Raw genomic sequence first — 15,454 nt, forward strand, 5'->3', positions numbered from 1 at the left:
GCCGATGAGCGCAGCCGCTAACTCTGCGCTGCCGGAAGCGGTGCGCGCGCTGGCCGAAGCCGACTTCGGCGCGGTCGCGCAGCGCTTCGCGCAGGCCGGCTTCACGGTCAGCCTGCCGGCCACCGGCATCCTCACGGTGAAGCATGCTGCTCCAGATGCAGCGCGGCCCGCCGTGCTGGTGTCGGTGGGCGTGCATGGCGACGAGACCGGGCCGATCGAGATGGTGGCCTGGCTGATCGAAGCCCTGGCGCGCACTCCGCGCGAACTCGCGGTGGACCTGATGCTGTGCGTCGGGAACATCGACGCGATCGCGCAGGGCAAGCGTTTTATCGATGCAGACCTGAACCGCATGTTCCGTACGGAGCGCGGTGCGCTGGCCTCCGCCTTCGAGGCGGCGCGTGCCGATGCCCTGATCGCCGCCACCTGCGCCTTCTTCGAAGGGGCAGGGCCACAGCGCTGGCACCTCGACCTGCACACGGCGATCCGTCCCTCGCACTATCCGATGTTCGCGATCGTGCCCGAGATCATTCCTGATGCGCCACGCAAGGCGCTGATCGACTGGCTGGGGGAGGCGGCGATCGGCGCGGTCATCATGAACCCGAAATCGGTCGGCACCTACAGCTACTACTCGTCGGAGCACCATGGCGCCGCCGGCAGTACCGTGGAACTGGGGCGGGTCGGGACGCTGGGTCAGAATGACCTGTCGCAGTTCGCCGATGCGTCGAAGGCGCTGGACCGTTTGCTGCGCGGCCAGCCGGCCGCTGGGGCCAAGGCGGCGCCGCACGTGTTCGCGACGGCACGGCAGGTGGTCAAGCTGTCGGATGCGTTCAGCATGTCGGTGGGCCGCGAGACCTGGAACTTCACGCCGATGAAGAGGGGCGAGGTCATCGCGACGGATGGCGATACCGTGTACAAGGTCGAGCATGACGAGGAGCTGGTCGTGTTCCCGAATCCGGACGTACGGGTTGGGCTACGCGCCGGCTTGATGGTCACGCGCATCGGCTGATTGCGGGCAAGCCCGCAGCAGCCTTTTCCTTCGCAAGCTAGACTGGGGCCTTTGCATCTCGCGGAGGCCTCATGTCCAGCATGCTTTTCTCCCCAGTCACCCTGGGTCCCCTGCAACTCCCCAACCGCATCGCGATCGCCCCGATGTGCCAGTATTCAAGCGTCGACGGCTTGCCGACCGACTGGCACATGATCCACCTGGGCGGCCTGGCCCTGTCCGGCGCCGGCCTGCTCATCATCGAAGCGACGGCGGTGACGCCGGAAGGCCGCATCTCGCCGGACGACCTGGGCCTGTGGTCCGACGCGCATCAGGAAGCGCTCAGGCCCATCGTCGCCGCCATCCGCCGTCATTCACCCATCAAGGTCGCCGTCCAGCTGGCCCACGCCGGCCGCAAGGCCTCGAGCGAGGTGCCGTGGGAAGGCGGCGCCAACATCCCGCCTGGCCAGCCGCGCGGCTGGCAGACCGTCGCGCCGTCGAACCTGCCGCACGCCGACGGCGAGACCGTGCCGCTGGCGCTCGACCGGGAAGGGCTGGCGCGCATCCGCGACGGCTTCGTGCAGGCCGCGCGCCGCGCCCATGCGCTGGGGCTGGACGGCATCGAGCTGCACGGCGCCCACGGCTACCTGCTGCACCAGTTCCTCTCGCCGCTATCGAATGCCCGCGAGGACGAATATGGCGGTTCGCTGGAGAACAGGATGCGCTTTCCGCTTGAGGTCTTCGACGCCGTGCGCGCCGCCGTGCCCAAAGAGATGGCGGTGGGCATGCGCATCTCGGCCACCGACTGGGTCGAGGGCGGCTGGGAGATCAAGCAGAGCGTGCGCTTCGCGCGCGAGCTGCAGGCGCGCGGCTGCGACTTCATCCACGTGTCCAGCGGCGGCCTGTCGCCACTGCAGAAGATCCCGGTCGCCCCGGGCTACCAGGTCGAATTCGCACAGCGCATCAAGGAGGAGACCGGCATGCCGACCATCGGCGTGGGCCTGATCACCGAGGCGCAGCAGGCGGAAGACATCCTGCAGCAGGGTCAGGCCGACGTCATCGGGCTGGCGCGCGCCATGCTGTACGACCCGCGCTGGCCCTGGCATGCGGCGGCCCAGCTGGGCGACCAGGTGTTCGCACCGCCCCAGTACTGGCGTTCGCAGCCCCGGGAATACAAGGCGCTGTTCGGCAGTACGCGCCTGGGGCAGCGCTGACAGGCTGTCGGCGCTCGCGCCGCCCAGGCGCAGCTCAGCCGGCGTTTCTTGCAGCCTGTCGCATGGGTGGGGCGGGGTGGCAGGGCGATTGTTAAAGTCGCATCTGTCAACAACCACCCGGGATTCATGCCATGCGTTCGCCACGACCACTTCTTGTCCTTGCCACCCTTGCCGCCGTCGCTGCCATGAGCGGCTGCGCCATCATCGTCGCGCCGAACGACGGCGACGTGCGCATGCAGTCGGTGTTCAGCAACAGTACGGTCGAAGGCAATGGCATCGCGGCGCGCGACCAGCGCCAGGTGGCCGCGCACGGCGAGCTCGATGTGAGCGGCTCGATGCAGGTCGAGGTGCGCGTCGGTCCCACGCCTTCGCTGCTGGTCGAAGCCGACGGCAACCTGCTGCCCTACATCCGCACCGAGGAACGGGGCAACACCCTCAAGATCTACAACGAGCGCCAGCTGCGCAGCCAGAATCCGGTGCGCATCGTGGTCACCACGCCGCGCCTGACCGAGGTGAATGCCTCGGGCTCCGGCCAGATCCATGTGCGCGACCTGAACGGGTCGCCGCTGGAAGTGCGCAAGAGCGGTTCCGGCCAGGTGCGCCTGGCGGGCAAGGTGGACAGCCTGCTGGCGCGCGTGAGCGGCTCGGGCGTGCTCGATGCGGGTGAACTGAGCAGCGCCAGCGCCGACCTGGGCCTGTCGGGTTCGGGCCGCATGAACATCGGCGAAGTGCGCGGCGACTACCTGCGCGCCAGCGTGTCGGGTTCGGGCGTGCTGCAGGCCGGCGGTGCGGTGCGTTCGCTGAATGCCCGCGTGGCAGGTTCCGGCAACCTGGACCTGGCCAGCCTGTCGACCCAGGACGCCGACCTCGCGGCCGACGGCTCGGGCGGCATCCGCGCCACCGTCAAGCAGTCGCTGATCGCGCATGGCGGCGGTTCGGGCGGCATCCGCGTGTACGGCCACCCGGCGCAGCGCAGCGTCAGCGGCCGCAACGTGCACCTGATCGATTGATTACAGCAAATTGTCCAGCAGGTCCGGACCGAAGACCTCGCGGTGCAGGCGCGCCGCCGGGGCGCCGGCCGCCAGCAGGGCGTTCCACTGCGCCTGCATGAAGGGCAGCGGGCCGCACAGGTAGACCTCGGTCTCGGTACGCGGCCACGAAGGCAGGCGCTCGAGCATCATCTTCCCTTTCAATACACCGGCTTCTTCCCCCTCTTCGTGGAAGCTCACCACCTGCAGGTGCGGCATGCGCGCCTGCGCGGCCTGGATGTCGGCCTGGTGCGCATGCTGCGCCGTATTCCGCGCCGCATGGGCAAAGATCACGCGGCGTTCCGGATTGACCATCGCGATGCGGTTCAGCGCCGCGATCATCGGCGTGATGCCGACGCCCGCCGACAGGAACACCACCGGCTCGTTCGACTCGGTGTCGGGCAGGAAGTCGCCGAAGGGGTGGGTCACGTTCAGCAGGTCGCCCACTTTCACGTTCTGGTGCAGCCAGGTCGAGACCTCGCCCGCCGCATGCGCGCCGCCATCCTCGCGCTTGACCGAGATGCGCAGGGAGTCCTTGCCGTTCGCGTCCGACAGGCTGTACTGGCGCAGCTGGCGGCGGCCGTCTTCGAAGTCGACCGCCACGCTGACGTACTGGCCCGCCTTGAACGAGGGCAGGGCGCCGCCGTCCTGCGGGACAAAGCGGATCGAGATCACGTTCTCGCTCTCCCGCTCGACTGCCGTCACGCGCATCGCGCGGGTCTCGCCCGGCTGCACGCCGGCGTCCTCGTACATCTTCGCTTCCGCATCGATCAGCAGGCGCGCCAGCGAGGTATAGGCCTCTTCCCAGGCCGCAAGCAGCGGCTCGGTGGCGGCCTCGCCCAGCACCGTCTTGATCGCGCCAAGCAGGTGGTGGCCGACGATCGGGTAGTGGTCGGCGCGGATGCCCACCGACGCGTGCTTGTGCACAATGCGGCTGACCACCGGGCCGAGCGCCGCGGCGTTGCCGATGTTGGCGGCATACGCGAACACGGCCGAGGCCAGCGATTGCTGCTGCACGCCGCTGGTCTGGTTACCCATGTTGAACAGATTCTTCAGCTCCGGATGGGCCTCGAACATGCTGCGGTAGAAGGTGGTGGTGATGGCCAGGCCGTGTTCGCGCAGGACGGGAACGGAAGCGTCGATGTAGGGGCGGGAAGCGTTCGAGATCATGGTGAAATTCCTTATTGATTCATTATTTATGCATGTTTAAAGCCAAAAAATGGTCCGGACTGGATCGTGTGCACCGTGCGGACGCGCTCATTCTAACAAAAGATGTTTATGAAGTGCATCTTTATGCAAACTATTTTATTGGAAAAATTCAACTGCTCTTATAATCGCAGCTTTTGACCGGCGGCCGATTGCGTGCCGTCGAAGACGCCGCCAATTCAAAGGACATGCCGTGAATCTGACCCTGGGCCAAAAGCTGATCCGCACTAAAACAGCTGAACGTCACCACGACGATGGCGACAGTGCCGGAGGCGGCCTGCAACGTTCGCTCGGCCTGTTCCCGCTGACCATGATCGGTGTCGGCGCCACCATCGGTACCGGCATCTTCTTCACCATGGTCGAGGCGGTGCCGAAGGCCGGTCCGGCCGTGATCCTGTCCTTCCTCCTTGCCGCTCTCACCGCCGGACTGACCGCGCTGTGCTACGCCGAGCTGGCGGGCCGCGTGCCGGCCGCAGGCTCCTCGTATTCCTTCGCCTACGCCACCGTCGGCGAGTTCGCCGCCTTCATCGTCGCGGCCTGCCTCCTGCTCGAATACGGCCTGGCCGGCAGCGCGGTGGCGATCGGCTGGTCGGACTACCTGAACAACTTCCTGATGAACGCCTTCGGCTGGGAGATCCCGGCGCACTTGCGCTCGCCGATGTTCGTGTCGGACCACCACAACGTCCACTTCAGCCCGGGTAACTTCAACCTGCCGCCGGTGATCCTGATCGCCATGTGCTGCATCCTGCTGATCCGCGGCACCAAGGAATCGGCCACCACCAATGCCATCATGGTGCTGGTCAAGCTGGCGATCCTGATCTTCTTCTCGGTGATCGCGCTGACTGGCTTCGACGCCAACAACTTCACGCCCTTCTTCAACCCGGACAAGGAGAGCGGTTTCGTGGGCATGGCCGGCGTGACCGCCGCCGCCGGCACCGTGTTCTTCTCCTTCATCGGCCTGGACACCATCGCCACCGCCGGCGAAGAGACCAATAACCCGCGCCGCAACGTCCCGATCGGGATCCTGGCCGCGCTGCTGATCGTGACCGTCTTCTACCTGCTGGTAGCCGTCGCCGCGATGGGCGCCCAGTCTTCGCACATGTTCGCGGGCCAGCAGGCCGGCCTGTCGGTGATCCTGCAGAACGTGACCGGCCAGGCCTGGCCGGCGCTGGTGCTGTCGGCGGGCGCCGTGGTGTCGGTGTTCTCGGTGACCCTGGTGACGATCTACGGCCAGACCCGCATCCTGTACGCCATCAGCCGCGATGGCCTGATCCCCAAGACTTTCCAGAAGGTGAACAAGCGTACCCTGGCGCCGGTCAGCAATACCCTGATCGTTTGCGCCGTGGTCGCCGTCGTGGCCGGCCTGGTCGACTCCACCTTCCTGTGGGACATGGTGAGCATGGGTACCCTGACCGCCTTCATCGTGGTATCGATCGCCGTGCCGGTGATCCGCGCCAAGCAGGGCCGCGGCGAGCCGGGCAACTTCCGCGTACCCTTCGGCCCCTACCTGATCCCGGGCCTGTCGATCTGCGCCTGCCTGTACATCATGAAGGACCTGTCGCCAGCCACCTTCCGCGTGTTCTTCATCTGGATGGCCGTGGCAGTGGCTACCTACTTCCTGTACAGCGTGCGCCACAGCCGGCTGAACAAGGGCTAGAAAAATGGAGAAGTTCGAGCGGCGGCGCGACCGCTTTGCCCTGTTCGATGCGATGGACAGCGCCGCGGTCAACATCTGCTTCCCGCTCGAGCTTCCCGATTTCCGGGCCTGGTGCAAAGAGCAGGGCCTGGCGCCTTTCCACGTGCTCTTGTGCGCCGTACTGCGCTCGGTGCTAAAGGTCGAGAACTTCCGCTACCGTATCCTGGACGGCGAAGTGATCCGCATCGAGCGCCTGATCCCGTCCTTCACGGTGGTCAACCAGCACAATGACCTGAATTTCGCCCAGTTCGACTGGTCCGACGACCTGCGCGAATTCGTCGCGCGCGGCGTCGCGGCGCGCGAGGCGGCCAGCAGCATGGCGGAGCTCAACATGGAATACGCCGCGCGCACGCCCCTGCAAGCCAAGGAGCAGGTCTTCGTCACCTGCATCCCCTGGCTCGCCTTTACCTCGATCCAGCATCCGAGCGCCTCGCTGGCGCAGCCGGACATCCCGTCCTTCGCCTGGGGGAAGTACCGCGACCTGCCTGCCGGCCGGCTGGAGCTGCCGTTCTCGGTGCAGGCGCACCACGGCTTCGTCGACGGCTTCCACATCCACCAGCTGGCCGCTACCATCGCGGCCGAGCTGGAGACCATCATTTCGCCAGCGGTTTCACCACCTCGAGCAGGCTGACGAGAAGCTTGCCTGGTTCTTCCCACGGCACCATATGGGCCGAGCGCTCGAACCACACCATGCGCTTGTAAGGCGCGTCGACCTTGTCCATCCAGTCCACCGTCGGCGCCGCCGGCGTGGTGTAGTCGTGGCGGCCCAGGAACATCACCACCGGGATCGGGAAGCGCTTCACCTTCGAGAAGTCCACCTCCAGGAATTCCGGCAGCACCCGGCCCAGGGTCAGCACGCTGCCCTTGTCGATGTCCTGCACCTGGGCCGGCGTGTACTCGGGCGAGAGGAGCGGGCCGCGGAAGAAGTAGCTGGAATCGCTGCGGAAGGCCGACAGGCCGCCGTAGTGCTGCGGCCACTTGCGCGCGATGATGATGCGCTCGCGTGTGATCGGCTGGTCGCCGGGGTAGGGCGCGATCGAGGCCATCTCCTTGACCGCTTCTACGTTGTTCTCGCGTTTGGCGCGCTCGTAGGCGTACTCGAAGCTGATGCGCTCGTTCTCGCGCACGCTCAGCACCTGGCCGATGCCAACGTAGGCGTAGAACAGGTCGGGGCGCTTCAGCGCAGCGCGCATGCCGACGATAGTGCCCCAGCTGTGACCCATCAGGATCAGCTTGCGCTTGCCGTAGCGCGCCTTCAGATGCTCGGCCACCTCGATCGCGTCGTCGACGTAGCGCTCGATGCGGATGGTGGGCGCCAGCTTGTCGGGATCGGTCTCGCCGTAGCTTTTGCCGGCGCCGCGCTGGTCCCAGTTCGCCACCGTGAAGTATTCCTCGATCGGACGCTGGAACTGCCACATAGTCGGGGTGACGGGCGAGGCCGGGCCGCCATGCACGAACAGGATCATCGGGTTGCCGCGGTCCTGGCCGCGCACGTTCAGCCACTGGTCGACGCCGCCGATGCGGGTCTTGTACGACTCCTGCACGCCGGTCGGGGCGCTGATGCGGCCCAGGTCTTCGATGATGGCGCGCGACTTCGCGTACGGGTCGGGGGCTTCCTGCGCCAGGGCGCAGGCGGATGCCAGCAGCGCGCCGATGAACAGCCATGCTTTCTTCATGTGTGTGTCCTTTCCGGTTGATGGAAAGAGCATAGCCTTGCATCTGCATGCGGCGCACCCGGCACGCGACGGACTGCACGATCGGTGGGGCGAACGGGAAGATCCGTCCGCCGTTCGTGCGTCCTGTCCCCGCCAATATGCAGGCTGTCGCACTCCCGGGGCGCTGCGCCACCGCGATGGCTAGCATGAACCCATCGACAAACTGGGGAGGCACCATGTGGCGTTGGATCGCGGCTGCGGTATTCGTTACCGGCAGCCTGCCCGCATTCGGGCAAACGGACAAGCTCACGCCGCAGCAGTGGCGCGAGGACCTGAAGGTGATGGCGGAGACGATGCCGGTGCGGCACCGCAACCTCTACCATACGATGACGCGCGAGCAGTTCCAGGCTGCGATCGCCGCGCTCGACGCGAAGCTGGACAGCTTGCCGCGCCACCAGGTCATCGTCGAGATGGCGCGCATCGTGGGCATGGTGGAAGACGGCCACACCAATATCGCGCCGACGCGCGACCCGAAAATCGGCTTTCGCGCCTTCCCCATTGGTTTGTACTTTTTCGATGACGGCCTGTACGTGCGCACGGCGCACGAAGCGCACCGCGACCTGGTCGGCGCCAAGGTAATCGGCTTCGGCGACAGGACGGTGGCGCAGGCCTACGCGGCGGTGCGCCAAATCGTCGGCCGCGACAACGAGCAGAACGCGCTGTTCTTCGCACCGCACCTCCTGGCGATGCCGGAAGTGCTGCACGCCTTCGGCCTGTCGGACTCGCCCGACCGGGCGCGCCTCGTCATCGAACGCGATGGAAAACGCAGCACGGTCGAGCTGAGCAACCCGCAGCCGGCTACCATGATGCCGCCGGATACCGACACCAGCTTCATGCCGCGCCCCGGCTGGGTCGATGCGCGCGCCACGACGCCGCTGTGGCTCAAGGACGCCGACAGCAAGTTCCGCATGGAGTACCTGGGCGCGTACAAGCTGCTCTACGTGCAGTTCAACCAGGTCGGCAACGAGAAAGAGGAGTCGCTGGCGCAGTTCGCGGCGCGCATCGGGCAGGCTGCGGCCAGCCAGCCGGTGGAGAAGATCGTGCTCGACCTGCGCCTGAACCGCGGCGGCAACGGCATGCTGGTGCCGCCCCTGATCGCAGCCCTGCTGCGCGCCACGCCGCCGGAAGCGAAGCGCCAACTGTTCGCCATCACGGGCCGCAGCACTTTCTCGGCGGCGCAGTTCCTGGTCAACGACCTGGAAAAATATACCGAGGCGGTGCTGGTGGGCGAGCCCACCGGCGGCAAGGCGAATTCGCACGGCGACTCGCGCCGGATCACGCTGCCCAATAGCGGCATCACGGTGCGGGTCTCGACCATCTGGTGGCAGGAGGACGAGCGCGACCGCCGCCCCTGGAGCGCGCCCGCGGTGGCGGCGCCGCTCACTTTCGACGCCTACCGCCGCGGCGAGGATCCGGCCCTGGCCGCCGTCCTGGCCTATCGTCCCGCGACACCGCTGGGAGACCTGTTGCTTCAGGCGCCGGCCACGCCGGACGGCCAGCGCAAGGCCTATGCCGACTGGCGCGCGCAGCCGCGCAACCGCTATGCCGACGTGCAGATGGAGTTTTACCGCGCCGGCCACGCGCTGCTGGCGAAAGGCCAGCCGGCGGCGGCGCTGGCCGACTTCAGGCTGTGGGCCGAGGGCTACCCGGAGGCTTCCTACGCCTGGGACGGGATCGGGGCGGCGCAGCTGGCGCTGGGCGAGCGCGTGCAGGCGGAGGAAGCTTACCGCAAGGCGCTGGCGCTGGACCGCAGTTCGGCTTCGGCCCTGGCCGCGCTGGAAAAACTGAAGCAGAAATGAAAACGGCGCCCGAAGGCGCCGCAGGGGAACGCTAGCCGAAGGCTTATTGCACGTTCATTTCCTTGAGCAGGTTATCCGCCTTGTCCACGTGCTTCATGTTCCACAGGATGTAGCGCACGTCGACCTGGATGTCGCGGGTCATGGCCTTGTTGAAGTCCCAGTCCGAGATGATCGAGTCCAGGGTGCCGTCGAAGGCCAGGCCGATCAGCTCGGCCTTCGAGTTCAGCGCTGCCGAACCCGAGTTGCCGCCGGTGATGTCCAGGGTCGCCAGGTAGTTGACCGGCACGGTCTTCAGCTTCGGATCGACGTACTTGCCGAAGTCCTTGGCCTGGATCGCGGCCAGCTGGGCTGCCGGCGCGTTGAACTCGCCCTCGCCGGTGTGCTTGGCCACCACGCCCTTGATGGTCGTGAACGCGGTCCAGCCTTCGGTGCCGTCGGCGCCGACGTCACGGCCGGCGATCTTGCCGAAGGTGACGCGCAGGGTGCCGTTGGCGTCGGGGTAGACGGCCTGGCCCTTGCTGTTCATGTAGGCGATCTTGGCCTTCATGTAGTTGCCGTAGGCTTGCTGGATCTTGCCTGCCAGTTCCTCTTCCTTGGCTTCTTCTTTCAGGCCCGCGTCGTACATGGCGACGGCAGCGCGGATGAAGCTGTCGTGCGAGGCCTGGAATTCGGCCGGCGACTTCGTCAGCCAGGTCGCGCGCTCTTCCTTGTTGGCCAGCTTGGAACCGGCGTAGATGCGGTCCAGCGCGGCCTTCAGCTCGAGCTCGCTCATGCCGGCGCGGATGCCCAGCGCGGCGTCGAAGGCCGCGTCATGCTCGGCAGCCGGCTGCGCGTTGTACTTGGTCAGGAAGTTCAGCACCAGCGCCTTGTCGACCTTTTCGTCGTAGGTGCGGTCCTGGCCTGCCACGATCGAGTTCCAGCGCGGCATGTCGCGTTCCTGGAAGCCGCTCTTGCGCTCGGCGTCCGGCTTGGTGCGCTCGTTGGCCAGGCGGTACAGCGAACGCGCCGAGGACAGGAACTTCGGCTGGGCGTAGCCCAGGTAGAAGCCCTTCTTGGCGCTGGCGTCGCGCTCGGCGATCAGCTTCTCGGCCTGCTCGATGTCGGCGGCGTACTGCGCCTTGCGCGCCGGGTTGGCGTTGACCCAGGCCTTCAGGGCCTTGTGCTCGGCCGTCTTACGCTGCAGGAAGTCGCTGTTCGCGTACGAGGTCAGCATGCCCTTGCGGTTCTTGTAGTAGTTGTTGACGCTGGCGATCTGGCCGGCATACTTCAGCTTGGCGGCCGGGTCGTTCTTGGTCTCGCGTTCGATGATCGCCAGGGTCTCGCCGGAGGCGGCCACGAAGGCCGGGTAGTTCCAGTCGAAGGTCGAGGCGACTTCCGACGGCAGGCGGTGGCGGTTGGTGCGGCCCGGGTAGCCCAGCACCATGATGAAATCGCCTTCCTTCGAACCTTCGGTGGCGATCTTCAGGTGGTGCTTCGGCTGGTAAGGCACGTTGTCCTTCGAGAACTCGGCGGCCTTGCCGTCCTTGCTCACATAGGCGCGGTAGAAGCCGTAGTCGCCGGTGTGGCGCGGCCACATCCAGTTGTCGGTGTCGCCGCCGAACTTGCCGACGCCGGCCGGCGGGGCGTGCACCAGGCGCACGTCACGGATTTCGAGTTGCTTCAGGCGGTAGAACTCCAGGCCGCCGTAGTAGCTGGCCACGGTGCAGCGGTAGCCGGCATCCTTTTCGCATTCCGACACCAGCTTCTTCTGGTTCTTCTCGATGGCGTCGATGCGCGCCTTGCCGCTCAGCTTGGCGACGTCCGGGGTGATGATCTGGCTGGTGACGTTCGCCACTTCCTCGGTCACGTAGACGCGGCTGCCCGGCGCGGCCGGCAGTTCCTCGGCGAAGTTCTTGGCCAGGAAACCGTTGGCCAGCAGGTCGCGTTCCGGCGTCGAGTTGACTGCCACGCTGTTGTACACGCAGTGGTGGTTGGTGATGACCAGGCCTTGCGGCGACACGAAGGAGGCCGAGCAACCGCCCAGGCTCACGATGGCGCCCATCGGGAATTCGGTCAGCTTGGTCAGGGTGGCCGGATCGAGCTTGAGGCCGGCGGCTTTCAGTTGCTTGGCTACTTGTGGCAGCTGCTGCGGCATCCACATGCCTTCGTCCGCTTGTGCGGCGAAGCTGGTCAGGATGGCCAGCGAGAGGAGGGTCTTTTTCATTCGCGTCTATGAAGTTGGGATGGGAACACTCGGGCTCCGCGGAGCATCCGAGAGTATCCGTAATACGTATATGCATCGTCAACCACTATTTCGCGCCGACAAAGTGCTCCTTTTCCTCCAGGAATTATCTTTACAGCTGCTCGCCAACCAGCGAAGCCACGCTGGTGGTCACGCGCTGCCACCAGGGCCGCTCGCGGAACTCGGCGCGCGTCACCGTGTTCGAACGCTTCCAGTCGTCCTCGAAGATCGCGGTCTGCTGGCGCGCGAACTCGCGGTGCAGGACGTTCAGGTTGGCTTCGTCGTTGATGCTGAAGGAGCGGTTGTCGAAATTGGTCGAGCCGACCGACACCAGGAGCTCGTCGACGATCAGCGCCTTCACGTGGTACATCGTGGGCTGGTATTCCGCCAGCTTGACGCCGGCCGCCAGCAGCTCGCCCCAGCGCTCGCGCGAGGCGGCTTTCACGAGGTCGGAATCGATGAACTTGCCCGGCATCAGGATGCGCACGCGCACGCCGCGCTTGGCCGCTTCGATCAGGGTGCGGATGGTCAGGTCGTCCGGCACGAAGTAGGCCGCCGACAGGTCGATGGTCTTGCGCGCTGCGGTGATCGCCATCAGGTACATCAGGTGCATCGATTCGCTGCCGCCGGTAGGCGAGCTGGAGAACATCTGGGCCGGCATGTCGCCCACGGCTTGCAAGGCGGGGAAATAATCCGGACCGTCGAGCACGGTGCCGGTGGCCTTCAGCCAGTTGTCGTTGAATACGGCCTGGATCTGGCCGACCACCGGACCCTGGATGCGGAAATGGGTGTCGCGCCAGTGATTCTCGTCCTGGGCGTTGCCGCGCCACTGGTCGGCGATGCCGACCCCGCCCGTGAAGCCGAGCTTGCCGTCGATGACCAGGAGCTTGCGGTGGGTGCGGTTGTTCAGGCGCGCCAGCTTCCACCACACCGGCTTGTGATAGCGCTGTACCAGCACGCCAGCCTTCTTCATCTCGTCGATCTGGGCCAGATCCATTTTCACGCTGCCCATGAAGTCGAGCATCACGTGCACCTTGACGCCGGCGCGGGCGCGCTCCATCAGGGCGTCGGCGAATTCCTTGCCGATCGATTCGGACCAGTAGATATAGGTTTCAAACGTGATCGATTTCTCTGCCTTCCGGATCGCGTCCAGCATGGCGGGGAAGATCTGGTCGCCGTTGAGCAGCACGTCGACCTTGTTGCCTTCGAGGAGGGGCGGGCCGAGCAGGACGCCGAGCGAGCGGCGGAACTGCGGGTCATCCGTTTCGTACTGGCGCGCCAGGCGGGTCTCGATCTGCTTCTCGCCAGGCATGAAATTGAGCGCGAGAATGCCGCCGACCAGCGTGAGGGCGACCGTGATTAATATTGTCCAGAACAGTTTTGGGCGCATGGCGAATCGCAGGCGTAAAAAAACCAACGCATAAAGCGTTGGTTTTTAGAAAGTGCATTCCACTCGCTATTAGCGAACGCGGCCGCGACGCAGCAGGTTCACGATAGCCAGCAGGATGACGGCGCCCAGGAACGAAACCAGCAGCGACGAAACGCTGAAGTCGTCCGAATTGATGGTGCCGGAGCCGAACAGCGGCGACAGGAGCCAGCCGCCCAGGAAGGCGCCGACAATACCAACCACGACATTGAGAATCATGCCTTGCTCTGCGTCGGTTTTCATGACCATGCTGGCCAGCCAGCCCAGAATACCACCGACAACGATCCAAATGATGAATAACATGGTGTACCTCCTTCAAGTGTAAGAAAACATACCCCCAGGCCGATTAAATTGCCGTGGCCATGGAGAAAAGTCTAGAGACCAGTCCCCTTCAGGTCGGTGCGGCAACGAACGTTAGACGGCGAATCTGCAAGCCTGTTCTGGCGCACCGTACGGATGAGTAAAAAGAAAATGGGTACGGTGCGTCAGCGAACAGAAGAGGTCCCGTGTGGGGCATAAGGTTTCAACACTTGCAACACCGAATACCGTTTTGCAGTCACCAGTACCTGAACCTTCTGAAAGGATTCGCCATGAGCAACTACGATTCGAATAACAACCAAAATTCCCGCATGGTTACCGGCCTGTTCCCTGACCGTGCCAGCGCCGAACGCGCCTATAGCTCGATCTCGACCCGCGGCTACAGCAAGGACGACGTCAACCTGATGATGTCGGACACCACCCGCAAGACCCACTTCCACGACACCGACACTGAACTGGGCAGCAAGGCTGCCGAAGGCGCAGGCATCGGCGCCGGTATCGGCGGCACCATCGGCGCCGTGCTGGCCGGCATCGCCGCCGTCGGCACCACCCTCGTGCTGCCAGGCCTGGGCGTGGTCGTCGCCGGCCCGCTGGCGGCAGCCCTGGCCGGCGCAGGCGCCGGCGGTATCACCGGCGGCCTGATCGGCGCCCTGATCGGCGCAGGCATCCCGGAAGAACGCGCCAAGCACTATGAAGAAGGCATCAAGAGCGGCGGCATCGTGATGGGCGTGAACGCCCGTTCGGACGAAGACGCACGCCACATCGAACAATCCTGGACCGACAGCGGCGGCACCCACATCATCGGCACCGGTGTCGGCGCCCTGGGCGGCGCAGCGGCAGGCGCGGCCATCGGTTCGGCAGCCGGCCCGATCGGCACCGTGGCCGGCGCCGCCATCGGCGCGGTCACCGGCGGCATGGCCGGCAAGGGCGTGGGCGAAGTCGTGAACCCGAAAGCGGGCGACGACCTGTCGGAACACTACCTGGCCAAGGGCGTGGGCGCCGGCAGCGGCGCGGCAGTCGGCGCAATGGCCGGCGCGGCGGCAGGCCCGATCGGCATGGCTGCCGGTGCAGTGGTCGGCGGCCTGGCGGGCGGCGCAGCCGGCCGCGGCGCGGGCGAAGTGGTGAACCCGAAGGCGACCGACGACCTGAACGACCATAACCTGGCGCAGGGCGTCGGCGCGGGCGGCGGCGCAGCGGTCGGTGCGGCTGCAGGTGCGGTGGCGGGCCCGGTGGGCGCCGCTGCGGGCGCCGTCATCGGCGGCCTGGCCGGCGGTGCAGCAGGCAAGGGTACCGGCGAAGTCGTGAACCCGAAACCGGGCGACGAACTGCGTGACCACCACCTGGCAACCGGCGCCGGCGCCGGCGCCGGTGCGGCGGTGGGCGGTTCGGTGATCGGCGGCGCCGTCGGCGGCCCGGTCGGTGCGGTGGTCGGCGCCGGTATCGGCGCGGCAGTCGGCGGCATGGCCGGCAAGGGCGTGGCCAAGATGGTCAACCCGCAGGCGGAAGACGCCCACTGGCGCACTGCGTACCAGACCCAGCCGTACTACACCCCGGGCTACACCTACGACGACTACGCACCGGCCTATGCGCTGGGCTACAACTCGGCAGGCCGCTATCCGGGCAGCTACGACATGCACGAGAACGAGCTGTCGACCGAGTGGGAACGCACCAAGGGCAATTCGCGCCTGAGCTGGGAACAGGCCAAGCACGCCTCGCGTGCCGCATGGCACAAGGTCGAGCGCGCGATTCCGGGTGACGCCGACCGCGACGGCCGCTAATCTGCACGATGGCCGCCCCATGCGGGCGGCTGCAGGATGAAAAAAAGCCCCGGTGCACTGAATGCACCGGG

General features: G+C 66.1%; 12 protein-coding genes. 7 read left to right on the forward strand and 5 right to left on the reverse strand.

Annotation, left to right across the window (positions count from 1 at the left end; all coding sequences use genetic code 11):
* Positions 1–4: 4 nt before the first annotated feature.
* From GV068_RS17045 to GV068_RS17055, 3 genes are all read left to right on the forward strand, one after another.
* On the forward strand, positions 5–1,006 hold the full coding sequence (locus GV068_RS17045) for a succinylglutamate desuccinylase (RefSeq protein WP_159700361.1): 1,002 nt from the start codon (positions 5–7) through the stop codon (positions 1,004–1,006).
* 71 nt (positions 1,007–1,077) lie between these two features.
* Positions 1,078–2,196 (forward strand): NADH:flavin oxidoreductase/NADH oxidase, encoded by a 1,119-nt coding sequence (locus GV068_RS17050; protein WP_159700364.1) that lies wholly within the window; start codon positions 1,078–1,080, stop codon positions 2,194–2,196.
* Between the two features lie 131 nt (positions 2,197–2,327).
* A complete protein-coding gene (locus tag GV068_RS17055) occupies positions 2,328–3,206 on the forward strand; it encodes a head GIN domain-containing protein (protein WP_159700367.1) in 879 nt (292 codons plus the stop codon).
* Here the strand turns inward: GV068_RS17055 and GV068_RS17060 are convergent, their stop codons facing one another.
* Positions 3,207–4,394: a globin domain-containing protein gene (locus GV068_RS17060; protein WP_159700370.1), complete on the reverse strand. Its 1,188-nt coding sequence runs from the start codon at positions 4,392–4,394 to the stop codon at positions 3,207–3,209. It abuts the gene before it with no gap.
* Positions 4,395–4,623: 229 nt separating this feature from the next.
* On the opposite strand from GV068_RS17060, the gene GV068_RS17065 reads away from it, so the two are divergent.
* Both GV068_RS17065 and GV068_RS17070 read left to right on the forward strand, forming a co-directional pair.
* Positions 4,624–6,087 (forward strand): APC family permease, encoded by a 1,464-nt coding sequence (locus tag GV068_RS17065; RefSeq protein ID WP_159700373.1) that lies wholly within the window; start codon positions 4,624–4,626, stop codon positions 6,085–6,087.
* 4 nt (positions 6,088–6,091) lie between these two features.
* Positions 6,092–6,757 (forward strand): CatA-like O-acetyltransferase, encoded by a 666-nt coding sequence (locus GV068_RS17070; protein WP_159700377.1) that lies wholly within the window; start codon positions 6,092–6,094, stop codon positions 6,755–6,757.
* Here GV068_RS17070 and GV068_RS17075 read toward each other — a convergent pair.
* Entirely contained in the window at positions 6,720–7,802 is a 1,083-nt protein-coding gene (locus GV068_RS17075; RefSeq protein ID WP_159700380.1) for an alpha/beta fold hydrolase, read from the reverse strand. The two genes, GV068_RS17070 and GV068_RS17075, sit on opposite strands and share 38 nt — an antisense overlap.
* 215 nt (positions 7,803–8,017) lie before the next feature.
* On the opposite strand from GV068_RS17075, the gene GV068_RS17080 reads away from it, so the two are divergent.
* The gene (locus tag GV068_RS17080; protein WP_159700383.1) at positions 8,018–9,640 is read left to right on the forward strand and encodes a S41 family peptidase; all 1,623 of its coding nucleotides are present in this window, start codon (positions 8,018–8,020) and stop codon (positions 9,638–9,640) included.
* A gap of 43 nt (positions 9,641–9,683) precedes the next feature.
* Here the strand turns inward: GV068_RS17080 and GV068_RS17085 are convergent, their stop codons facing one another.
* The 3 genes from GV068_RS17085 to GV068_RS17095 form a co-directional block, all read right to left on the reverse strand.
* A complete protein-coding gene (locus GV068_RS17085; RefSeq protein ID WP_159700386.1) occupies positions 9,684–11,843 on the reverse strand; it encodes a S46 family peptidase in 2,160 nt (719 codons plus the stop codon).
* A 130-nt stretch (positions 11,844–11,973) separates the two neighbouring features.
* The gene (cls, locus tag GV068_RS17090; RefSeq protein WP_159700389.1) at positions 11,974–13,251 is read right to left on the reverse strand and encodes a cardiolipin synthase; all 1,278 of its coding nucleotides are present in this window, start codon (positions 13,249–13,251) and stop codon (positions 11,974–11,976) included.
* A 69-nt stretch (positions 13,252–13,320) separates the two neighbouring features.
* Entirely contained in the window at positions 13,321–13,590 is a 270-nt protein-coding gene (locus tag GV068_RS17095; RefSeq protein WP_020656446.1) for a GlsB/YeaQ/YmgE family stress response membrane protein, read from the reverse strand.
* A gap of 287 nt (positions 13,591–13,877) precedes the next feature.
* Between GV068_RS17095 and GV068_RS17100 the strand changes: the two genes are divergently transcribed.
* On the forward strand, positions 13,878–15,383 hold the full coding sequence (locus GV068_RS17100; RefSeq protein WP_159700392.1) for a glycine zipper domain-containing protein: 1,506 nt from the start codon (positions 13,878–13,880) through the stop codon (positions 15,381–15,383).
* Positions 15,384–15,454 lie beyond the last annotated feature (71 nt).

Source organism: Massilia sp. 9I (genome assembly GCF_902506415.1).
In the GTDB taxonomy this organism is placed as follows: Bacteria; Pseudomonadota; Gammaproteobacteria; order Burkholderiales; family Burkholderiaceae_D; genus Telluria.